The sequence below is a fragment of the Shewanella sp. QJM3NY_23 genome, assembly GCF_056173105.1.
In genome coordinates this window covers 432,084-451,613 of the sequence record NZ_CM149657.1, presented here as the reverse complement: position 1 = coordinate 451,613, position 19,530 = coordinate 432,084, and the positions used below count along the sequence as shown (strand labels likewise).

General features: G+C 46.9%; 24 protein-coding genes. 12 read left to right on the top strand and 12 right to left on the bottom strand.

Going from position 1 to position 19,530, the window contains the following annotated elements:
* Positions 1 to 71: 71 nt before the first annotated feature.
* The 6 genes from rraB to AC0VXX_RS02135 all read right to left on the bottom strand — a co-directional run bounded on the left by rraB (position 72) and on the right by AC0VXX_RS02135 (position 4,764).
* On the bottom strand, positions 72 to 479 hold the full coding sequence (gene rraB, locus AC0VXX_RS02160) for a ribonuclease E inhibitor RraB (protein ID WP_475515723.1): 408 nt from the start codon (positions 477 to 479) through the stop codon (positions 72 to 74).
* A gap of 34 nt (positions 480 to 513) precedes the next feature.
* Positions 514 to 1,245, bottom strand: a complete 732-nt coding sequence (locus tag AC0VXX_RS02155) for a 1-acylglycerol-3-phosphate O-acyltransferase (RefSeq protein ID WP_475515722.1) — start codon at positions 1,243 to 1,245, stop codon at positions 514 to 516.
* Between the two features lie 208 nt (positions 1,246 to 1,453).
* Complete coding sequence (locus AC0VXX_RS02150) at positions 1,454 to 2,248, bottom strand: metal ABC transporter permease (protein WP_475515721.1); 795 nt, start codon at positions 2,246 to 2,248, stop codon at positions 1,454 to 1,456.
* 65 nt (positions 2,249 to 2,313) lie between these two features.
* Positions 2,314 to 3,228: a metal ABC transporter solute-binding protein, Zn/Mn family gene (locus AC0VXX_RS02145; protein WP_475515720.1), complete on the bottom strand. Its 915-nt coding sequence runs from the start codon at positions 3,226 to 3,228 to the stop codon at positions 2,314 to 2,316.
* A complete protein-coding gene (locus AC0VXX_RS02140; RefSeq protein ID WP_475515719.1) occupies positions 3,212 to 4,402 on the bottom strand; it encodes a hypothetical protein in 1,191 nt (396 codons plus the stop codon). Before AC0VXX_RS02140 ends, AC0VXX_RS02145 begins: the two co-directional genes overlap by 17 nt.
* Positions 4,403 to 4,485: 83 nt before the next feature.
* Positions 4,486 to 4,764: an ABC-type zinc uptake system zinc chaperone gene (locus tag AC0VXX_RS02135; protein WP_475516910.1), complete on the bottom strand. Its 279-nt coding sequence runs from the start codon at positions 4,762 to 4,764 to the stop codon at positions 4,486 to 4,488.
* A 278-nt stretch (positions 4,765 to 5,042) separates the two neighbouring features.
* Between AC0VXX_RS02135 and AC0VXX_RS02130 the strand changes: the two genes are divergently transcribed.
* On the top strand, positions 5,043 to 5,168 hold the full coding sequence (locus AC0VXX_RS02130; RefSeq protein WP_259650878.1) for a hypothetical protein: 126 nt from the start codon (positions 5,043 to 5,045) through the stop codon (positions 5,166 to 5,168).
* Positions 5,169 to 5,256: 88 nt separating this feature from the next.
* Here the strand turns inward: AC0VXX_RS02130 and AC0VXX_RS02125 are convergent, their stop codons facing one another.
* A complete protein-coding gene (locus AC0VXX_RS02125; protein ID WP_475515718.1) occupies positions 5,257 to 5,592 on the bottom strand; it encodes a hypothetical protein in 336 nt (111 codons plus the stop codon).
* Positions 5,593 to 5,710: 118 nt separating this feature from the next.
* Between AC0VXX_RS02125 and AC0VXX_RS02120 the strand changes: the two genes are divergently transcribed.
* Positions 5,711 to 7,417 carry a mechanosensitive ion channel family protein gene (locus AC0VXX_RS02120; protein ID WP_475515717.1) on the top strand — a complete coding sequence of 569 codons (1,707 nt, stop codon included), beginning with the start codon at positions 5,711 to 5,713 and terminating at the stop codon, positions 7,415 to 7,417.
* A gap of 139 nt (positions 7,418 to 7,556) precedes the next feature.
* Here AC0VXX_RS02120 and AC0VXX_RS02115 read toward each other — a convergent pair whose 3' ends face one another.
* Complete coding sequence (locus AC0VXX_RS02115) at positions 7,557 to 9,278, bottom strand: formate--tetrahydrofolate ligase (RefSeq protein WP_475515716.1); 1,722 nt, start codon at positions 9,276 to 9,278, stop codon at positions 7,557 to 7,559.
* Between the two features lie 174 nt (positions 9,279 to 9,452).
* Here AC0VXX_RS02115 and AC0VXX_RS02110 point away from each other — a divergent pair, with 174 nt between their 5' ends.
* Entirely contained in the window at positions 9,453 to 10,343 is an 891-nt protein-coding gene (locus AC0VXX_RS02110; RefSeq protein ID WP_475515715.1) for an aldo/keto reductase, read from the top strand.
* A gap of 110 nt (positions 10,344 to 10,453) precedes the next feature.
* On the opposite strand, the gene AC0VXX_RS02105 is transcribed toward AC0VXX_RS02110, so the two are convergent.
* Positions 10,454 to 11,326 (bottom strand): MaoC/PaaZ C-terminal domain-containing protein, encoded by an 873-nt coding sequence (locus AC0VXX_RS02105; protein ID WP_475515714.1) that lies wholly within the window; start codon positions 11,324 to 11,326, stop codon positions 10,454 to 10,456.
* 162 nt (positions 11,327 to 11,488) lie between these two features.
* On the opposite strand from AC0VXX_RS02105, the gene AC0VXX_RS02100 reads away from it, so the two are divergent.
* Positions 11,489 to 12,274 (top strand): methyltransferase domain-containing protein, encoded by a 786-nt coding sequence (locus AC0VXX_RS02100; RefSeq protein ID WP_475515713.1) that lies wholly within the window; start codon positions 11,489 to 11,491, stop codon positions 12,272 to 12,274.
* On the opposite strand, the gene AC0VXX_RS02095 is transcribed toward AC0VXX_RS02100, so the two are convergent.
* A complete protein-coding gene (locus AC0VXX_RS02095; protein ID WP_475515712.1) occupies positions 12,271 to 13,155 on the bottom strand; it encodes a TraB/GumN family protein in 885 nt (294 codons plus the stop codon). The two genes, AC0VXX_RS02100 and AC0VXX_RS02095, sit on opposite strands and share 4 nt — an antisense overlap.
* A gap of 49 nt (positions 13,156 to 13,204) precedes the next feature.
* Between AC0VXX_RS02095 and AC0VXX_RS02090 the strand changes: the two genes are divergently transcribed.
* On the top strand, positions 13,205 to 13,516 hold the full coding sequence (locus AC0VXX_RS02090; RefSeq protein ID WP_475515711.1) for a prephenate dehydrogenase: 312 nt from the start codon (positions 13,205 to 13,207) through the stop codon (positions 13,514 to 13,516).
* Positions 13,517 to 13,563: 47 nt separating this feature from the next.
* On the opposite strand, the gene AC0VXX_RS02085 is transcribed toward AC0VXX_RS02090, so the two are convergent.
* Entirely contained in the window at positions 13,564 to 14,100 is a 537-nt protein-coding gene (locus tag AC0VXX_RS02085) for a DUF3016 domain-containing protein (protein WP_475515710.1), read from the bottom strand.
* Positions 14,101 to 14,390: 290 nt separating this feature from the next.
* Between AC0VXX_RS02085 and AC0VXX_RS02080 the strand changes: the two genes are divergently transcribed.
* Together AC0VXX_RS02080 and AC0VXX_RS02075 are read left to right on the top strand one after the other, a co-directional pair.
* Complete coding sequence (locus AC0VXX_RS02080; RefSeq protein ID WP_475515709.1) at positions 14,391 to 14,693, top strand: hypothetical protein; 303 nt, start codon at positions 14,391 to 14,393, stop codon at positions 14,691 to 14,693.
* A gap of 384 nt (positions 14,694 to 15,077) precedes the next feature.
* A complete protein-coding gene (locus AC0VXX_RS02075) occupies positions 15,078 to 15,392 on the top strand; it encodes a hypothetical protein (protein ID WP_475515708.1) in 315 nt (104 codons plus the stop codon).
* A 94-nt stretch (positions 15,393 to 15,486) separates the two neighbouring features.
* Here AC0VXX_RS02075 and AC0VXX_RS02070 read toward each other — a convergent pair whose 3' ends face one another.
* Positions 15,487 to 15,996: a DUF4240 domain-containing protein gene (locus AC0VXX_RS02070; RefSeq protein ID WP_475515707.1), complete on the bottom strand. Its 510-nt coding sequence runs from the start codon at positions 15,994 to 15,996 to the stop codon at positions 15,487 to 15,489.
* 146 nt (positions 15,997 to 16,142) lie between these two features.
* Here AC0VXX_RS02070 and AC0VXX_RS02065 point away from each other — a divergent pair, with 146 nt between their 5' ends.
* From AC0VXX_RS02065 to AC0VXX_RS02045, 5 genes are all read left to right on the top strand, one after another.
* Positions 16,143 to 16,556 (top strand): hypothetical protein, encoded by a 414-nt coding sequence (locus AC0VXX_RS02065; protein WP_475515706.1) that lies wholly within the window; start codon positions 16,143 to 16,145, stop codon positions 16,554 to 16,556.
* 58 nt (positions 16,557 to 16,614) lie between these two features.
* The gene (locus tag AC0VXX_RS02060; RefSeq protein WP_475515705.1) at positions 16,615 to 17,412 is read left to right on the top strand and encodes a response regulator; all 798 of its coding nucleotides are present in this window, start codon (positions 16,615 to 16,617) and stop codon (positions 17,410 to 17,412) included.
* A 147-nt stretch (positions 17,413 to 17,559) separates the two neighbouring features.
* Entirely contained in the window at positions 17,560 to 17,832 is a 273-nt protein-coding gene (locus tag AC0VXX_RS02055) for an HU family DNA-binding protein (RefSeq protein ID WP_119977178.1), read from the top strand.
* Between the two features lie 419 nt (positions 17,833 to 18,251).
* Positions 18,252 to 18,944, top strand: a complete 693-nt coding sequence (locus AC0VXX_RS02050) for a TorF family putative porin (RefSeq protein ID WP_475515704.1) — start codon at positions 18,252 to 18,254, stop codon at positions 18,942 to 18,944.
* Between the two features lie 373 nt (positions 18,945 to 19,317).
* Complete coding sequence (locus AC0VXX_RS02045; RefSeq protein ID WP_475515703.1) at positions 19,318 to 19,491, top strand: hypothetical protein; 174 nt, start codon at positions 19,318 to 19,320, stop codon at positions 19,489 to 19,491.
* Positions 19,492 to 19,530 lie beyond the last annotated feature (39 nt).

Sequence of the window (19,530 nt, the reverse complement as noted above, 5' to 3'; positions counted from 1 at the left end):
ACTAAACACTAAAAAGCCCCAGTCTCCGTTAAAAGACTGGGGCTTTTTATCACAAAACGCGCCGCGACTAATTAATGAAAACGTGCTTCATCTGAGTCATCTTCATCGTCTTCACCTTCGATCTCATCACCAATAAAGTAGGTGCCCCAACCGTCATAATCGACTTTCTGCTTGGCCGCTAACAAGATCAGCTCTTCACAGGCTTTATCGAGTAATCCCACTTCAAGCTTATGGTAGGCGATGGCATCGAAACAAAAGATAACCGAGCCATCATCTAGCTCCATCTCTTCAGCATCGTTAACTTCGTAACCCATTTTAAAGGCTTCAACTGCGGCCTTTTCTAGGCGATCAAAGTTGGTCGCTGAGAAATGGTGCTCGATAGTGTACTCAGCATCGGGCTCAGAACCATCGGCAAGAATCGCCTCAACGATCTCTTGATTCTCTTGTTTCTGTTCCTGTAACTGACGTTCTGTAGACATGGATCACTCCGAAATAAACAATAATTAGGCTCAGTTAAACGGCTTTTTTAGCCATAAGAGCCGCAGCTTCTTGGTTTAACTGGGTTAACTTTTCCGCCATCATGGCATGAATACGACTTGAAAGCTCTTTTACTTGCGCCTTAGCAAGCCCTTTAGTCTCAATCGGATCCATCATCTCAATAATCACCACGCCATTATTCCAGCGGTTGAGTTTGATGTGTTCTTGATTGGAAGCCAGCACTGGCACCATAGCGACACCGGCTTCAATAGCGGTATGAAACGCACCAGATTTAAAAGGCAACAACCCTTTACCACGTGAGCGCGTGCCTTCAGGGAAAATCCACACAGATAGGCACTTCTCTTTAATTTTCTGCGCCGTTTGCGCCATGGTTTCAAAGGCACGATTACGGTTTTTACGATCAATTAAGATATTACCCGACAACCAGTAGATCTGCCCAAAAAAGGGGAGCCACGCTAAGCTCTTTTTACCCAAACTCACTGTGCCTTTTGGCACTGCAGCCGTATGAGTAAACATATCAAAATTGTTTTGATGGTTGGCTAAATAGATACAAGGCTCTGATATTGCAGCTTTTGATTTGCGCAATACCACTTTGACACCCAATATGGGCGCTGCCCAAGAAAAAATGGTAGCGAACAGGTGTACATTATCTCGATGACGCGGACGCAATAAGCAGTACAAGCCACCAAACACAAACGCCAGCAATAACATAATTGCCAAGATCAATGACCTCAAGATTAACAGCACAATATACTCCTGTGATTTTAGTGGCCGCATTATACCAGCAAGCAAAAATGACTTACACCTGTAGCCTGAAGATTTAATCACACCTTCATCTTGATGGTTTTTGTTAGCAAAAATGGGTTCTATCAAACTGAATTTAAAAACAAAAAAAATAGGCTAATCGCGTATGATCAGCCTATTAGATGGATGTCTCACTTTATAGGTATCTATTTTATGAATTAGCAGACACCTTTTTAATCGAACCAGAGTCAAAAAACAGCGCATACAACAGGCGAAATAGTATCGCACTCAACGCCAATGTGGCGACAATGGCTGCGCCGCTGGGCAGATCTAAGCTCGCCGATAATATCAGCCCTGCACCATAACCCGCAAACCCCACAACATAGGCCCAAGCCCACTTAGCCTTACCGCTATATTTGTTCACTGCCAAGGCGGGCAAAATAAGCGAGCTAAACACTAAATAAACCCCCACAAGCTCGACAGACAAGGTGATAACTAAGGCAAACAGTAAATAAAACCCTGCCCCCTCGAGCCAACAAGGCTTAATGGCAATCGTGCCCAACACCAATAACGACACAATTGCTGGTAATACTAACTGCGACCAATTGACCCACAATATCTGTCCCGACATCAACTGATTGAGCATTTCACTGCCGTGAGGATCGCTTGCAAGCATTAACATAGCGGCGACTGCCGATAACACATAAAAGCAGCCAATAATCGCTTCCAACTCATCGGCCATTCGCTTAGATAACCAAGCGATAAACCCCGCTCCCATCAAGGCAAATACCGCCGGCATCCACACATTAGAATAGGGCAGATGTTCAATCTCGTGATGAGTGTGAGCAATAATCGCCCCCAGCGCTGCCACTTGAGCGATGGCCAAATCAATAAAAATAATGCCGCGCTTTAGCACTTGGCTGCCCAATAATACATGAGTCGATAGCACGAGTATGCCTGCGGCAAAGGCGGGTAATAAGATGGATAACAGATCTAAATCAAACATGGTGTGTACCTAAAGGTGCAGCCCAAATAGCGCCAATGTATTCACACAAAGGCGCTAGGATTGGCTTATGGTTGGCTGTAGCTCAACAATAAGGTGATGACACTTTGATAGAGTGAAAACAGATCGTCGCTGTCCTCATTGCCACCAACCGACATAGGCAATATCTGCACCGGTAATGAGGTGCGCTCCCCAAGCCAGTGAGCACCACGCTCATCTTGATAAGACGCCACTATAATAGCCATCACATCGCCTTGCTGCGCACGATGTTGTAGCTCGGCTAGATGCGCCGTCGTTGGCGCAAGGCCAGGCTTAGGTTCCAGATCGCCCACCTGCTCGATACCTAACCAATAAAATAGGTAACGAAAACTACTGTGATAGGCAATCACTTTTTGGCCCCTCAGTGGCGCCGCTAACGCTTGCCACTTCACCGTGGCCGCCTGCCAACGGGCGCTAAAGTCTGCCAATGCCACATCGTACTGCGTCTTCGACTCTGCATCTAGCTGCACCAGTTTAAGGTGCAACGCCTCGGCCACCTTGAGCAGACGCTCTGGGTCAAAATGCAGGTGTGGATTGCCCTTGGCATGCACATCTCCCATGCTACGATCGACATTTTCAAGCCTATCTAGGGTCTCAATATGCTCGGCAGCAAAAAACAAGCCTTGATCCGTTGAGCGTACCTTGGCATTCGCCGACTTCATCTGCAACATAGGCAACCAACCCACTTCAAGATCGGCACCGGCGCACACCACCAGATCGGCCTGACGCATCTTAGCAATCAGACTGGGTCTGGCCTGCACTTGATGCGGGTCTTGCATGGCTGTGGTCGCCGAGTAGATATTAGCCTCTGGCGCCAGCTCGTTAACTAATGCCGCGTATTCGGGTTCACAAGCAAACACATTGAGCGCAGCTTGTGCAGCACTGCTTAGCGTCAACGCGACCGTCAGGCAACTGGCTTGAATGACTTTAGAATTGATGCGCATTGTGAGCCCCCAATGTCATAACATATTGTAGCGTTACTAGGTTATCATCTTCGATACCCTCGAAATTGGTGCCATTTTGATGGGTATATTGCAATCGCACCGTAGAGAAATGGCTATGATGCCACGCCAAACTGACCTCGGTTTCCTTTAGCGACTGTTCATGGAAATGATCGTCATGCAGCTCCTGAGTATCTACTCGGCCATAGCGCAGGCCCGCAGACCAATTGGGGCTAAATTGATACACAGAGCTGACATACCAACCCGTTTGATCATCGGGGCGATGCTCCATGCTATGCGCGTCGGCAAGATCGTGTGCCGCTAACGGCGCAAAATCGCTCACCTGAAAGTACTCGCCACTGAGCGTGAGGTGCTGGTATTTGTAGTTACCCTTAGGTGCCCATTTATACACAAAATCAGCAATGTAAGTGTTTTCCCCTGTGTACATTGCGCTATGGCTGTGGTCATGGCTATCTTCGATTACGGCATCATCATCGTGCGCTTCATGGGCTGTTAGGCGACCATTTTCATTACGCAAATAACTAAAACCCAGCAGCCAAGAACTGCTTATCCCGATATCACCACCCAACTTAGTGTAAGCGGTATAGACACCAATATTTTCGAATTCACGCTCGCCATGTTCATCTTCGGCGCGCAAGCTTTCTCCCTTAAACGCTTCGACACCCATGGTCCAATACAGATCGGTAGGCGCAACGTAGTCGAGTCGTAGCCCGTCATCGAAATAGTGGCTGCCTAAAAATGCACGATATACTGCAGGCCGATCGGCAAAGGCATCGGTATGGACATGCTGATTATTTAAATAACCCACATCCGATAAGAAGCGACCGGCGCGCACAGAAAATCCCGCAGGCATGGATAAAGTTTGAATAAACGCCTCTTCCAGACCCAGTTCGGTTTCACTGCCGTGAGTTTCTAGCACCGCGGTTAACTTGCCATAAAAAAGATCATCGATATTGGCACTTAACGCCAGTTCGGTATGACCAAGACCAAAGCCCTCTTCGCGCTCAGCCATTGGCCGTTCGGCACTTTGATAGTAACCATCAAGTACAGCACTGATCGCGGGGTTAGAAAGGGTGGCATCTTGCGCGCTTGCCACAGTTGATACACAGGCGCAGGCCGCTGCCAGCGCAGTAATACGGGGATTAAAGCTTGTCATAACATCTCAAAAAAAACAGGCATAGTTCTCTGCTGTCAGCCGACAGAGAGACAAATAGTCAAAAAATATGGCAATACGACTATCTAGCGTGTGGGAGGAGCTCGACTGTGGAAATAGCTAACGTGCGAACGCAATGTCGCAGATACGTTATCGACAAAGGGTTCAAAGGTGAGTTGCGGCAGGGTAAAACTAAAGTCACTAACTGGCAGGAGACTGTTGAGCTGTATTTTTTGAATACAGAGCGTGCAATGGTTTTTGGCACCATCATCAACATGTTCTAGGCTATGAGCTGGCGCAGCGACAGACAAGCAGAACAATACAGCACTAAGCCATATCGCTACTCCTCTTGCTATGCCTTTCATCGCCAATGCCATGGTGTTAACTGCCGTTCCAAACTGAGATGACAAAATTTTGCACCAAGTGTATGGATTGACCCGATGAAGTCAAGCAACAAATGGCTTGGTTTGCCCACCAGTTGTAACAAAAGTTAACACGCTGACTGGCGCGATAAAGCATGCGCAAGATCACTTACTCTCACTGGGGAATTAAGTCTGACTTAAGCAATATTGACTAGAATTGGGCCATTGAATGCAATCACCCTAACCTAGATTTCAACGATCCCAGCAAGGAAACAAACAGTATGAAGGAATTTCTACGCGAAAATTTCAAGATGATTTTTTGGACATCGGTTTTCTTTATTGCGGTACTCGGCGGTATCTATTACGTTGAAGCGGCGCTTGAAGCCCAAGTGCAAGTGATCGACTAGCAAATCTGAGCTGTGGTGGGTCAGTTCACCACAGCGACATGACAGCGATGCTGTCGCCATCACAACCTAATTCGACATATCATCGCTGTTAGCGATATTTTTGTCTATGCTCGCTGTCATCCACAGGTGTCACCTCTGGGGCCTGTATCACTTTTAAGTGATCCATCATGTGGCTTATCAGCAAAGTAATGCTGGCAATTATAGCGACAGGTGTGGTGATATGACGCATCTCTGGGGCAAAGTAGCCATACACCAAGGCCGCCGCCGCCAGATAAAATCCCACCATCTTTAATCGTGTCAATATCGGATTTTTTCCTAACCACGCAAGGCAATGGGGACACTGAATTTGTGCATTTAACCCCTTACCTCGCTGAGCCTTAACACTATCCACTCCAAACGTTTTACTACAATGTGTACACAGCACAACAAGACTCTCTGATGATATTCGCCAGCAGTTTAACAGATCATAATTAAATTTCGCAGTTGTGATTTTAGGGTCATAATAAGGAGACTCTCAATGCCCATATTAAAGGACTTAATTTATGCTGCGCACTGCCTCGTTAACCCTAATGCTTGGCCTCAGCCTTAGTTGGCTGACCCCACCGGTAATAGCCGCTTCCCCCGAAACCAACGCACCACCAAGCAAAATTCAAGCCGTTCAGCCACCGGCGATGAGTGAGGCAGACAATAACGATAGTCCTATTAGCAAGCTACTCCAACTGCAACAATTGATCGATACCGACATCAGCCAGCTCGCCCATACTCAAGGCGAAATGAAACAATTTACTGAGTACCGCATTCGAGATCACGCAAAGCGATTTCATCAACGCCTCGCCATATTGATGAAAGATGACACGCTCGACAAGTCGCAGTTATTACCCTTAATCCAATCTTATCTGGTGTTTATTGATCAAGTCAGCCGCTATTATACCGACGACATCAAACGCCTTAAGTCGCAACTGGGTAAAGATAACGACAGCCAGACTATGCTTGCTTTGGCCAATCGAGAACGCCAGCAAGATGAGATGCTCAGTGCCAAGTATGACACCCTCAACTGGTTGAGTCAGCTGGGCGAAGATGTTACCGCCGCTAAGGATGAATTAACTCAAACCCTCATTACACGAGGCGATATTCTCAATAGTCTAGTTCTGTTTATTCAAGATAAATTACAGTTTGCTGTCGATGAAGTTGCCGAAGCCGGCAAAGATGTTACCAGTGAGCAAACCACTCGCGTTTTACAACTCAAAGAGCGCTTAGCGCTCACCAGTGACAGCCTGTCAGAAACGATTGATCTGCTTGATGCACTTGAGCAAGACACTACAATCTTAAAACAGACGCTATTTAGCATCTCTGGCGATATCACCCAAGATGTACTTAACATCAATTTGGTGAGTACCTTGCTAGAAGAGTGGTGGGATAAAGCCAAAACACAGCTGATTGATAACGGTCCGGGAGTGATGTTTAAACTGTTTATCTTTATGCTGATCCTATTTCTGGCAGGCCTCGCAGGTAAGGCGGTTAAACGTATTAGCAGACGGGCGGTGAGTAACTCTAAGCTGAAATTTAGTAAGTTACTGCAAGATTTCTTCGTATCACTCTCAGGCAAAGTCGTATTTGCGCTGGGGTTAATGGTGGCCTTATCGCAACTTGGATTTGAACTCGGCCCCATCCTAGCCGGCTTTGGTGTCGCGGGTGTTATTATCGGCTTCGCCTTACAAGAAACCCTATCTAACTTTGCCTCTGGCATGATGATCTTAATCTATCGCCCCTACGATGTGGGCGATCTGATTAACGCGGCTGGCGTAACCGGTAAAGTGAGCCAGATGAGCCTAGTCTCAACCATCATTAAAACTCTTGATAATCAACGGTTAATCATCCCAAACAACAAAATCTGGGGCGACACTATCAATAACATTACGGTGGAGAGTCAGCGTCGAGTCGATATGACCTTTGGCATAGGCTACGGTGATGATATTGAGAAAACCGAGCAGGTACTAAAATCGATCGTTGATAAACATCCTAAGGTACTCGCCGATCCTGCGCCGAACATTAAACTGCATGCCTTAGGCGAGTCATCGGTAGACTTTATTGTGCGCCCATGGGCCAAACCTGAAGACTATTGGGATGTGTATTGGGATATTACTCGCGAGGTGAAGATGCGCTTCGATCAAGAAAACATCTCAATCCCATTCCCGCAGCGCGATGTGCACATTTATCAAACCCAGCAAAGCGCTTTACCAAGCGAATAATGCTGTGTGGCCGGCAGAATAACTGGCCGCAGTAATGTCAATCAAGCGACTCACAGCAAAAAGAGAGGGCGATAATCTCGCCCCCTCTTTTGTTAATTTATCCCACAGCTAGAACGCTAATGAAGATCATTAATCGGCGTTATGCCAAACCAACAATCTCATTATGCTGATTAATATCAATGTTCAGATACCCAGGTCGAATACCTAAGCCCGGCATTGTCATCACCTGTCCGACCAAGGCGGTAATAAAGCCCGCTCCCGCATTTACCTTCAGGTCACTTATCGGTAACTCAAATCCTTTAGGCACCCCTTTGAGTTTAGGATCGTGGCTAATCGACAGCGGCGTCTTCGCCACGCAAATGGGTAAATGGTCAAAGCCATGATGCTTAAGATAAACTAACTGCGCCTGCGCCTTAGCAGATAACTGTATGCCTGATGCGCCGTAACCTGCCTCGGCGATGGTCATTAGCTTGGCTTCAATACTCTGCTCGAGCGGATACAAAAAACGGAATTGACTTGGTGTCTCAGTGGCCTGCACCACCACCTCGGCTAAGGCTTGGGCGCCCTGACTGCCTTGGCTAAAAGCATCACACACCTCGCAGCCAAACACCCCTTGCGCCATCACCTGTTCACGCAACCAGGTTAACTCCTCAGGGGTATCACTTTGAAAACGATTTATCGCCACCACCACAGGCACTCCATATTGCGCCACATTGTTGATATGCCAGCGCAGATTATCGAATCCTGCCGCCAATTTCGCTAATTCGCTCGTGTCGCTCTGACATGCTTCTGCGTGCGATTTAAGCGCTTTCACCGTCACCACTATCACCGCAGCATCTGGCGTTTTCCCCGCCTGACGCGCTTTAATATTACAGTATTTCTCAAAGCCCATATCTGAGCCGAAACCACCTTCGGTCACCACAATGTCGGCCAACTTTAAGGCAATATCATCGGCAATGATGGACGAGTTACCGTGGGCGATATTGGCAAAAGGTCCAGCGTGAATAAGACAGGGAGCGCCGCTTAAGGTTTGCATTAGGGTCGGGGCGATAGCTTCGCTCATGATCACCGTCATCGCCCCCGCCACGCCTAAATCCTCGGCGGTAATCACCTCACCCGAGGTATTTTGGGCCAACACAATACGGCCGATCCGCTGGCGCATATCTTGTAAATCGCAGCTTAGGGCTAAAATCGCCATTAATTCTGACGCCGCGCTGATATCGAACCCACTATCGTGCTCTGGGCCATTGCCTGGCGCATTAGGCACGTTACCGCCTAACCCCACTCGAATATGACGTAGACTGCGCTCATTTTGGTTCACCACTCGGCGCCAAACAATGTGGTTAGCATCGATATTGAGCGGCGTTAATCCCGACTGCGCGGCAAAGGCCTCTGCTCCCAGACGATGCTCATGATACAGACGCGCATCAATCGCAGCAGCGGCTAAGTTATGGGCACTAGTGACCGCATGAATATCGCCCGTAAGATGTAAATTAAGCGACTCCATCGGCACAACTTGCGCTAAGCCACCGCCAGCTGCGCCGCCTTTGATGCCAAATACCGGCCCCATACTGGGTTGACGGATACAGGCACAGGCCTGCTGACCTATCGCCTGTAACCCTTGAGTTAACCCTATGCTGGTTACCGTTTTTCCTTCGCCAAAGGGGGTTGGAGTGACGGCAGTCACTATCACCAATTTACCATCGTGGTTATCCGCCAGTCGCTGCTTGATATCTAAATTAACCTTGGCTTTATAGGTGCCATAAGCAATTAATTCAGATGGTAAAATACCAAATTGTTGCGCAATAGCTTCGATGGGCTGCAACTCGGCTCGGCGAGAGATATCGATATCAGACAGCATAGGCAAACTCCTATTATAAAAATCACTTGGAAACGATGAGATAGGTCGAATATAAAATAAAAACAACTGACTACAAACCTATTCATGGGTTCGTAGTCAGTTAATTAAGGATTTATGAATCTAAATCAATATAATGATTGATAGCCGCCCTATATCGCCTTAACTGGAGCAAAAATGACCCCACATGAGTTACCACTTTCACAATTTATCGCTGGATTTTGGCGACTCGATAGCTGGCAGCAGACACCAAGTGAGACCCTGAGATTAATAGAACATTATTTAAGCCTTGGCGTGACCAGCATGGATCATGCTGATATTTATGGTGAATATAGCTGTGAAGTGTTGTTTGGCAACGCCTTAGCGTTAAATCCTTCACTTAGAGATCGAATGCAGATCGTGAGTAAATGTGGCATAAAACCAGCTTTCTCATCGACGCCCCAGCGCTACGTAAATCATTATGACACCAGTTACCAACATATTATCCACAGTGCAGAAAACTCGCTGGCGGCACTTAAAATTGACTATTTAGATCTGCTATTGATCCACCGCCCCGATCCACTGATGAATGCCGATGAGGTAGTACAGGCTTTTGAACACTTATACCAAACAGGCAAGGTGAAACATTTTGGTGTGTCTAACTTTACCCCGGCCCAGTTTGATCTATTGCAATCTAGACTCGATCGCCCTCTGGTAACCAATCAACTAGAGATCTCTCCGCTGCAGCTGTCGACACTCCAAGACGGCAGCTTAGATCAGTGCCAGCAATATCGCATTGCACCTATGGCGTGGTCTTGTTTGGGAGGGGGGGAGATATTTAACGGCACTTCCACCCAAGCGGTGCGTTTACGCGAGGTATTAACCGACATTGCTAAGGCTCATGGTAGCGATGATATTAGCCAGATCATTTATGCGTGGATTCTTGCCCTACCGAGTCAACCTAAGCCAATAATCGGGAGTGGTAATACCGATCGCATCAGCGCAGCCATCGCATCAAAACAGATCATATTAGATAAGCAGCAGTGGTTTAGTATCTGGCAAGCATCCACAGGCCACAGCGTACCTTAAGCCCACATTGCTCTTGATGTGTTGAGCTCAAAAAACCAAACAGCCAGCATGAGTGTGCTGGCTGAGTTATGAAGGCAGAGTTACTAAGGTTGAGTATTAACGGCTGAGTGCTAATCGTGAAAGCTAACTCGACCAGACAGATGCGGCCGTCGCCCTTTACCATCTCTGAGCTCGAAGATTAACCCCGCTTCGGGATCATTCTCGGCGCCAAAACTCACCTCTGCCGGCATAAATAATGGCAGCTTAAACTCCACATCCACGGTACAGGCTTTGTCACCGATTTGTGGCATCAAGGCCGCAATACTGCGCGCTTTGGACCACATGCCATGAGCGAGAACGCGATCGAAACCAAAACGTTTTGACAGCACAGGATGCAGATGGATCAGATTATAATCGCCAGATGCCTTAGCGTAACGCCGCCCAAGATCTTCACTCAAGCGCCAATTAAGCGGAGCATCCCACGTCATTGGCGTGGCTTTAGGTGGCCGCACTCGGCGACCCACACTGTCGATACGATACAGGTAAGTCGACAACGACTCCCATACCAATTCATCACCGACAAAGGCTTTAGAGGCCAATTCAAACTCTAATCCTGAATCAGTGATCTGGCTGCCTTGTAAGCGGCAGTCGATATGAAAAGACTCATTAACAGTCACTTGACGATATTGAGTGATGCTGTTTTTAAGGTGGATCATTCCCAGCAGTGGAAAAGTGATCCCCCGGTGGGTAAAGATGCTTGCGTGTAAACGAAACGCCATCACATAAAGATATGTCATGGGCAGATGTTGGCCATCAAACTCAAAACCACACACCTTGGCATACTGGCGCACTTTATCGGCCGACACTCTGACATCACGACAAGTGATGTAAATATGGGGTAAAGGCTGCTGATCCCAACCGGGTTTACGACCAAAAAAAATCTTGCGGTAAAGCGACAGCAGCGATGGTATCGCCTTCAAATCAACACAAATATCTTTATTCACGCGCTCTAAACCTTTCAACATTGATTAATCGAAAGCCGGCAATTATACCTTAAAATCACAGTTTGCACCTAAAAGGTTATGCCAGCAGGTGCCAAGCCAGTAAGGCTATGGCAAAATATCGTTTCTTTATCCGTAGTACTCAACAGCCATTGGTAGCCGGTAATGCAAGACAAAAACTTTGATTCACTCGCCAGTAAATTTGCTAAAAACATCTACGGTACACCTAAAGGCGAAGTGCGGGCCGCCGTTGTGTGGCGTGATATCACAGAGGCACTAGGTCATTTCAATGGCCAAAAATTACGCATCTTAGATGCTGGTGGTGGCTTTGGGTTCTTTAGCCAAAAACTGGCGAAACTCGGCCACCAAGTCACCTTATGTGACATATCAGCCGAAATGCTGACGCTGGCGCGCGCGCAAATAGGCGAATATGACGCTAAGCATTCATGCCAACTCGATATCACACTAGTCCACGCCCCGATACAGGCGCTTACCTCAAGTGAGTATGGCCAATTCGACTTGGTGCTGTGTCATGCCGTAGCCGAGTGGCTCAGCGATGCCGAGACTACCTTGGCAGCGTTGACGCGACTCATATCCCCTAATGGCTTATTTTCGCTGATGTTTTACAACAAAGAATCGATGCGTTTTCACAGCCTTATCTCGGGTAACTTCGATTATGTAGCAGCCGATTTTAAGGTAAAGAAAAAAGTCGGCTTAACTCCTACTCACCCACTGTATATCGATGACGTAAAACATTGGCTTGATAAGTGGCAGATGCAGCTGGTGTCACAATCGGGTGTACGGGTGATCCACGACTACCTTAAAACCCATCAGCCACCCAACTTCGACTTTCAGCAGCTGCTCAATATGGAGCTGACCTATTCTCTGCACCCAAGCTATATCGCACTGGGTCGGTATGTACACTTTATAGCTAAATGGCGAGCAGATTAATCACAGGCTTGCTGCCAACAATTTTGCAACTGCGCCTTAAATTGCTGCTGCATGATGGCGCCTATGCTCTTACCTCCCACCACATGGCCTGCGCCCACCACAATAAACAGTGGCGCTGGCGTGGTGTCTTGGGTCATTAAGTCGGCAATTTTACGACTCATGGCTTGATTACGTTGCCAGAGCATTTTGTCGATCAAACGGGTGTCATCACCTTGTTGCATCTGGCCTACCATTAACTGGTCTATCGCGGTTTCATCACCGGTGCGCCACGCTGTTATCAACGCCAGCATCTCTTCATCAGGCGCATCAATGGCCTCAAACACCATCTCCCACTGAACTTGGGGATCGAAAGACGCCATTAACTCAAACTGAAATTCACCGCTTTCAAGCTCAATCACGGGGCGCTGCCCATTTTTTTGCGTCAATATTTGCTCCACACCCCATTGCGCTTGATAACCGAGCGCATCGAAACGCATCACCCCCAGCTGCATTGCTTGCATCCAAGGAGCGTAAGGCTTCAGGGCACTGCAGGTGGCCTCATTTGATTGACAAAAACTCGCCATCCGCTGCGTCGTGGCTTCATCTTGTTGCAGCGACGTTAATCCATAACGACGGATCAAGTTAACGGCATCTATTTGTGTTACATCCACTTCCACCACTAGGGCACCGGCCTTAGCAAAAATCGCTTCAATTTGCGGCGCCATAGGATAAAAGTCTTTTCGGCCAACATGGATAGAACCTAATAAATAAGCGGTCTTACCTTGATAATTAATCTGATAAAACGGTGGCTTATCTGTAACTGCCGCCCTAACATGATCACTGCTAAATAGCCCCACTAGCAAAACCATTAGCAGTAAACACCAACGTTGACTTGTTGCCATCAGGCTAGCCCCTTATAATTCGCTCAAATTTTATGATTAAGAGGCTGTTATGCCACACTCTCAACTGATAACGCAACTGCAAGAAAACCTTCAGGTCGCTTATCGTCAAGCGATCGACGCCGATGCTAAACTCGATGAATTGAAAAAAGCGGGTCACGGTAAGTTCGTCGCGATCTTCACTCAAGATCAAGGCTTCGAAGCTCAGAGCAACCGCTTTAGCCCCTATGTGCAAGAGTTGGCGCAAGAGATGACACAACTGCCCACAGATGCTGACGCCTTAGCGCCAGCATTGGAGCAGTTTGTCCGTAAATTAGGTGTGTTACTGCAAACCTTGCAAGCCTTTAAGGCTCAGGCAAAATAATTTATTCCAACCAGTATGTCCGTCGCACCAGCTTTAAAGCTTAGATTTTAAAGCTTAGGTGCGACCGTTTTTTGCAGCCAATCGGCTAACATCTTCGACTCGTATCGTAAGGGCCTATCATTCGCCACGCCAATCGTTTGCATAAAGCCTAGATCGGTGAGTTTTTCATCGCCCGCCATAATCACTTGCTCACCTTCCAAGATTTGATAGCTAAAGGTCATGCGTGGCGGATAGAGATCTTTCACCACTCTAATATCGCTAACGCTAGCACCAAAGGTCGGCCTAACGTCGCCTGCCAAGTCGAGATCGGTCACGACCAGCAATAACTTTTGATCTGGCTTTAAGATTTTACTCGCGGCTTTATTAAGGTTTTTGGTTAAGGTCTCAAAGGTGCGCAGCTCATAGCGCGACTGAATGTCTCCCACCGCTTTGACATCGCGATAGTTATCCACCCCTTGCCAAGTAATGTTAACTATCCCAGCCTCGGTAACTGGGTCGGCTTGCACTTCCTCGGCGCTGGCATTGAGGGACACAAATGCGCCGATCACTATTGCAGCAAGTAATGGTAGCGTGGACAATCTCATAACAGCCTCCTTTAGGCTAAACCCGATTAGGTTCAATATAGCAACTGTACAAAAGCTAACCTGAATAATAGCTTAATGCAAAGCTAACAAGGGGTCTCTTTGTCTTTTTTGGGCGCTAAAGCCGCCTTAATATGCTGTAAATTCGCTAAGCTGTCCTATTAAGTAAGCATATCGCGCGGCGATAAAAAGCGTTGCTAAAACAGTATTGCTAAAGCATCGTATGCAGCCAAACGCTAAGCCCATTAAGTTAAGCAGCCAAAAATCAGCTTACACGCCTCACCATGGAGACCATGATGCAAAAACACTTACCATTGTTAGTGATCATACTGTTATTTTCAGCAGCCGCAGCAAGCTTAGTATGGATAAACCAAACCCAGCAAAACTTGGGGCCTGAAACTTGGTCAGCCTTCATTTATACCCAAGGTTTTAATTCTGGATGTTATCAGAAACAAGATGACTTTGAGGATTATCCCAGCTGTAAAATATTTGCCGAGCAACAGGCTCAGGGAGATGTGGTGTGGGAGTGTGGTTTACGCTGTCGATTTGATTCAAGCCGCCAAGGGTTCCAATGTGAAACGATGCGCCGCGATTAACGGTTTATTCAATACCGAGAGAACACCATAACTTAGCATTGCCTTCAATCTTGGGAGCTCTGAACACCAGAGCGAGAGCTCTAAGCACCTGAGCACCTGAACACCTGAGCAATAGTACTAAGCAGAGCCCAGAGCACTCCGCTGCTATCCACCTAGGCACAACGACATCTGCTCGCCATAACCTCCCCCATTAAACACCTGCTTATTTTTTATTCAGCCTTTATTCAACCCGCTTAGGTTAATCTCTGTGCAACCACTAAATCATTAAATGCATTCAACCCCCTTCAATGAGGGGACTGCTTGCAACTTGAAATCATTTATCGATTCAAACAGTAATAAACGGCTGCAGATAACGGGCCTGACGACACATTATTGGAGCAAATTATGATACACAAACTGATGACGACAACACGAGTCAACTATTCAGGCAAGCTGGCCCTTATCGCAGCCCTTATCTTTGGCCTCGCTATTTCATCTCAAGTGAGAGCGGCCCCCTTATCCGCTGAAGGCTCTGTCGCAGTAGAGCAACACTTTGAACGGTTAGCACAACAACAGAAAATGAGTGAAGAGCAACTCATTGGCGGCATAGAAACGACACTTGATGCACAAATAGCCAAAGTAGAACAACGTTTTATGAAAGAAACTTGCGCCAAACACCAACGTCATTACGATCGTCAAAGCCAAACCTGTTATGAGTAACACCGACGCATAACCAATGTGCCGTTATCTTGCCCCATAGAACTTGGGGCAAGCGACACTCTATAGCTGAGCTGCTAGCGCAAGCTATAGAACATCAAAAAGGAAAACGTGCACTCAGGCGGGGATAAGTTGCCTTAAGCTGTTTCTTTTTATGGGAAAATTTCTTACCTTGCGGCGTAGCCTGACCCGAAGGCACAAAAGGTAACTCCTCACCGGTGCGATCTTCAAATATCTGCCCTGCAATCAGGTCATACTCTTCGATAAAAGGGTAAGCGTAGCCATCTTTCTCAGGCCATTGCTGCAAATCTCCTAGTGCATCTGGATCTTGTAGCACTTTCTCAAACCACTCTTTACCGAGTGAGATCAAGAAACAGCGAAACTCGGCAAAGCCATATTCACTATCACAGCCAGTCACAATATAAGCCGCGCCCCAGATTGACCATTGATAAGCGCGGCGCATCTGCTGCGAAAAATGCTTATCGAACGCCGCCAACTCCTCATCCGTTAATGGCATCAGTTGCTGTTTGAGGTTGTCGGCCAAGCTCTGTTGATCTTGCTCTGGACGGCTACGGGTTACTAATTGCCAAAATTCAGTGTCTGTCATGTCGCTCTCAACCAATCAAAAATCGGCACTATATTAACCCAACCTAAGCCAATGGGCAGCTAGGCAATCGGGATTAGTGTAAATAGTTGGACTAATGCAAAGGTTTTTTCTACACTCGCTGACAAATTTTTAGCCGACGAATCGCCATGAAACGACCCCACTTTGCCATGTTACTGCTTATCTGTTTATACCTGGTTATCTCAGTCATTGCTGTATGGCGCACCCTAGCGACCCAAAGTTTAGATCTGTTTACTATCGGAGTGATCCCCGTCGTGATCGGACTACTGCTGCGCGCCGAATGGGCCGGCTTACTACTTAAAATTTACTTAGTCATTCAAACACTTGCCTTTAGCGCCTTGGGGATGACGGCCGTTATCGCTTATCAGATCACCCCCGAAGAGGTAAAAGTGGTCTTTAAGGGGCAACAGATCTCGATTCCCTTAATCGTAGTGGTGGTGAGCCTACTCTTGCTATTTCAGTGGTGGGTCGCATTGTCAAAATCAACCAAAGCCTACCTTAGCCGAACTGAGCAGCCAGGGCCACCAGTTGCTAAACCTTAAGCCTTCAGGTAATTTAAAAACCTAAATATTTACAATTATTAAGCCGAGATCCGTGACTATGGCCACCCTATCCCCGAGTGAACTCTCCATTTTGTTGATTGAGCCTTCAGACACCCAGCGTAAGATCATTACCAGCCGTCTCAGCCAAGAGGGTATTAGCAATATCCAAACCGCCAGCACACTTGCGCAGGCCATGACCATTATCTCGCGTCATCAACCCGATTTGGTCGCCAGTGCGATGCACTTTGAAGATGGCACCGCCTTAGAACTGCTCAATACTTTGAAACAGAATCCAGCCTTTTGTGATATTCAATTTATGCTGGTTTCGAGTGAGTGCCGCCGTGAGCAGCTGGAGATCTATCGCCAATCTGGTGTCGTGGCCATCTTACCTAAACCATTTTCGTCTGAGCATCTTGGCAAAGCACTCAATGCCACTATAGATCTGCTAAGCCATGACGAGCTCGATCTGGATCATTTTGATGTGCACAACATTCGAGTACTGGTGGTCGATGACAGCAAGATGGCACGTAATATTATCCGCCGTACCATTACTAATTTAGGGTTAAAACTGATCACCGAAGCTAATGATGGCGCCGAGGCCATCGCCTTGATGCAAGACAATATGTATGATCTTGTGATCACCGATTACAATATGCCCAATGCCGACGGTTTAGCACTGACTCAGTTTATTCGTAATCACAGCCAGCAATCTCATATCCCCATCCTGATGGTGTCATCTGAGGCTAACGATACTCACCTCAGTAACGTGTCGCAAGCGGGGGTCAATGCCTTATGTGACAAGCCTTTCGAACCACAATTAGTCAAACAATTGCTCTACTCTTTGCTCGATAGCTAGAATTTTGCTCAATTTTGGGCTAAAGCCCCACGGTTCAACATAAAACCGCTTTCATTATAGGGATGCTTATGGCATGTTAGTTCCAGCAATTGCAAGTACCTAATGTAATTGATGTTACTAAATCTACGGAAAGAAGAGACTATCCAAATGAATAAAACTGAACTGGTTGCAAAAATAGCTGAAAGTGCTGAACTGACTAAAGCTGAAGCTGGACGTGCATTAAAATCTTTCGAACAAACCGTAGCGGAAGCGATGAAGAACGGTGAGAAAATCTCTATTGTTGGTTTTGGTTCTTTTGAAACAACAAGCCGCGCTGCACGTACAGGTCGCAACCCACAAACTGGCAAGGAAATTCAAATCCCTGCAGCGACAGTACCTAAGTTTAAAGCTGGTAAAACTCTAAAAGATAGCGTTAACTAAAAACGGCTTTATCTTTGTAAAAGCCTCCTCATTAGGAGGTTTTTTTATGCCTGACCATTCCCCCATCGCTATAATTATCTGGTCACGCTTCATGGTCAAACACTGTTTCTTCACTGTTATGACTTTTATGATGAGCAAAACGGTTTACCTCAATTCACGCCATGTATCAGCCCATGGTGTCCCATCAGTGAAATAGATTACTTGTTGAGTTTACTCAAGGTTCTACCTGCACCAAAACGGTGCCTTTATGCCTATAAAGTCCCCATATTGGTTCACACCACTACAGCTTAAAAATACAACACACTGAAAATAATCATATAAATTATTGGCATGGGGTTAGCAATAACGTAAGCACTACCTAACAATACTCATAATAATACGGCTAGGTAGTATCCCTATACCAATAAAAAGGAATGAGTATGAACACAGCACTTCGAAACCTAAGTCTGCTCGCAGCAACCATGATGTTAGCCGTTCCCGCCAGCGCAGCCGTCACAGGCAATGTGGGAGTGACCTCCAATTACTTGTGGCGCGGCGTGACGCAAACCGATGATGGTGTAGCCGTGCAAGGGGGAATTGATTACGAACACGATAGCGGCTTTTACCTCGGCACCTGGGCATCAAATGTCGACTTCGGTGACGACACCAGCTACGAAATTGATTTCTATGGTGGCTACGCCGGTAGCATCACTGACGATCTAGGTTACGATGTCAGCTATCTCTATTATGCCTACCCAGATAGCGACGCTAGCATTGACTTTGGCGAACTCAAAGCCGCGATCAGCTGGAAATGGTTTAGTCTCAGTTACTCTTATGTGGTTAACGCCGATGACGATGTCGCCAGCGCTCCACTAGATAATGACGATATGAGCTATGTGGATGCGGCGGCTTCATGGCCACTGTCAGACAGCTTGTCGTTAACCGTGCATTATGGCTACTCAAGTGGTGATGTGGTTACCGCTTGGTTTGGCGAAGACAGCTATAGTGATTACTCAATAGCGCTGAGCAAAGACACTGATATGGGCAGCTTCTCTTTCTTGGTTAGTGATACCGACCTTGAAAATGACGACCCTAAAGTAGTGCTCGGTTATAGCTATAGTTTTGATCTATAAGCTTTAGCGCTAATTTGTGATCTGCTCCTAGATGCGCCGCCGCTAATATTGTGGCCGGCGCAATATTATGAACAATCAAAACTAATAAATTCAAGCACATAGCACCTAAGGAGCCATTTCACTTCGCGCGACTATTCACTTTAAAGTATAAATGCAATTGTGTTAAGCCGATCTCAAAATACTCCTAAACTCCCTGCTACCTTTCTCATTAGCGCTCACTAATGTGCAACTAACTCATTGAGCTATCTGCTAAAGCATTACGTAGCGCCGGTAACTATCGCTTTGGCTTCATGTGCGAACCAAAGCTTGTGGTACCGATGGGCACACTCTAAGTGCTACGCGGTACTCAATTACAGTGATGAAGGAATCCGCTATGCCTCAATTACGTGATGTTATTCCCAACGATGCAGAGATTGAAGCCATGACCGCCCCTAAAAACCCTAAGGCGGCTTGCGAGTTACAACATAGACGCGAAGTAAAAAAACGCTTAGAAGCCCTGCTCGAACAGGCGCAGCTTAAACGGGCAATGGGAGGCGATTTTTACTGAACTGTCCCAAGTCCATACAAGATAGACCCTACCAAGAAT

Excerpts from the sequence above, each read along its gene's own strand:
- AC0VXX_RS02120 (WP_475515717.1), top strand. The coding sequence starts at position 5,711 with ATGCTGCGCACTGCCTCGTTAACCCTAATGCTTGGCCTCAGCCTTAGT.
- AC0VXX_RS02045 (WP_475515703.1), top strand. The coding sequence starts at position 19,318 with ATGCCTCAATTACGTGATGTTATTCCCAACGATGCAGAGATTGAAGCC.
- AC0VXX_RS02080 (WP_475515709.1), top strand. The coding sequence starts at position 14,391 with ATGATGCAAAAACACTTACCATTGTTAGTGATCATACTGTTATTTTCA.
- AC0VXX_RS02060 (WP_475515705.1), top strand. The coding sequence starts at position 16,615 with ATGGCCACCCTATCCCCGAGTGAACTCTCCATTTTGTTGATTGAGCCT.
- AC0VXX_RS02085 (WP_475515710.1), bottom strand. The coding sequence starts at position 14,100 with ATGAGATTGTCCACGCTACCATTACTTGCTGCAATAGTGATCGGCGCA.
- AC0VXX_RS02135 (WP_475516910.1), bottom strand. The coding sequence starts at position 4,764 with ATGAAAGGCATAGCAAGAGGAGTAGCGATATGGCTTAGTGCTGTATTG.
- rraB (WP_475515723.1), bottom strand. The coding sequence starts at position 479 with ATGTCTACAGAACGTCAGTTACAGGAACAGAAACAAGAGAATCAAGAG.
- AC0VXX_RS02050 (WP_475515704.1), top strand. The coding sequence starts at position 18,252 with ATGAACACAGCACTTCGAAACCTAAGTCTGCTCGCAGCAACCATGATG.
- AC0VXX_RS02145 (WP_475515720.1), bottom strand. The coding sequence starts at position 3,228 with ATGCGCATCAATTCTAAAGTCATTCAAGCCAGTTGCCTGACGGTCGCG.
- AC0VXX_RS02070 (WP_475515707.1), bottom strand. The coding sequence starts at position 15,996 with ATGACAGACACTGAATTTTGGCAATTAGTAACCCGTAGCCGTCCAGAG.
- AC0VXX_RS02100 (WP_475515713.1), top strand. The coding sequence starts at position 11,489 with ATGCAAGACAAAAACTTTGATTCACTCGCCAGTAAATTTGCTAAAAAC.
- AC0VXX_RS02075 (WP_475515708.1), top strand. The coding sequence starts at position 15,078 with ATGATACACAAACTGATGACGACAACACGAGTCAACTATTCAGGCAAG.
- AC0VXX_RS02065 (WP_475515706.1), top strand. The coding sequence starts at position 16,143 with ATGAAACGACCCCACTTTGCCATGTTACTGCTTATCTGTTTATACCTG.
- AC0VXX_RS02150 (WP_475515721.1), bottom strand. The coding sequence starts at position 2,248 with ATGTTTGATTTAGATCTGTTATCCATCTTATTACCCGCCTTTGCCGCA.
- AC0VXX_RS02095 (WP_475515712.1), bottom strand. The coding sequence starts at position 13,155 with ATGGCAACAAGTCAACGTTGGTGTTTACTGCTAATGGTTTTGCTAGTG.
- AC0VXX_RS02130 (WP_259650878.1), top strand. The coding sequence starts at position 5,043 with ATGAAGGAATTTCTACGCGAAAATTTCAAGATGATTTTTTGGACATCG.
- AC0VXX_RS02140 (WP_475515719.1), bottom strand. The coding sequence starts at position 4,402 with ATGACAAGCTTTAATCCCCGTATTACTGCGCTGGCAGCGGCCTGCGCC.
- AC0VXX_RS02115 (WP_475515716.1), bottom strand. The coding sequence starts at position 9,278 with ATGCTGTCTGATATCGATATCTCTCGCCGAGCCGAGTTGCAGCCCATC.
- AC0VXX_RS02110 (WP_475515715.1), top strand. The coding sequence starts at position 9,453 with ATGACCCCACATGAGTTACCACTTTCACAATTTATCGCTGGATTTTGG.
- AC0VXX_RS02055 (WP_119977178.1), top strand. The coding sequence starts at position 17,560 with ATGAATAAAACTGAACTGGTTGCAAAAATAGCTGAAAGTGCTGAACTG.
- AC0VXX_RS02090 (WP_475515711.1), top strand. The coding sequence starts at position 13,205 with ATGCCACACTCTCAACTGATAACGCAACTGCAAGAAAACCTTCAGGTC.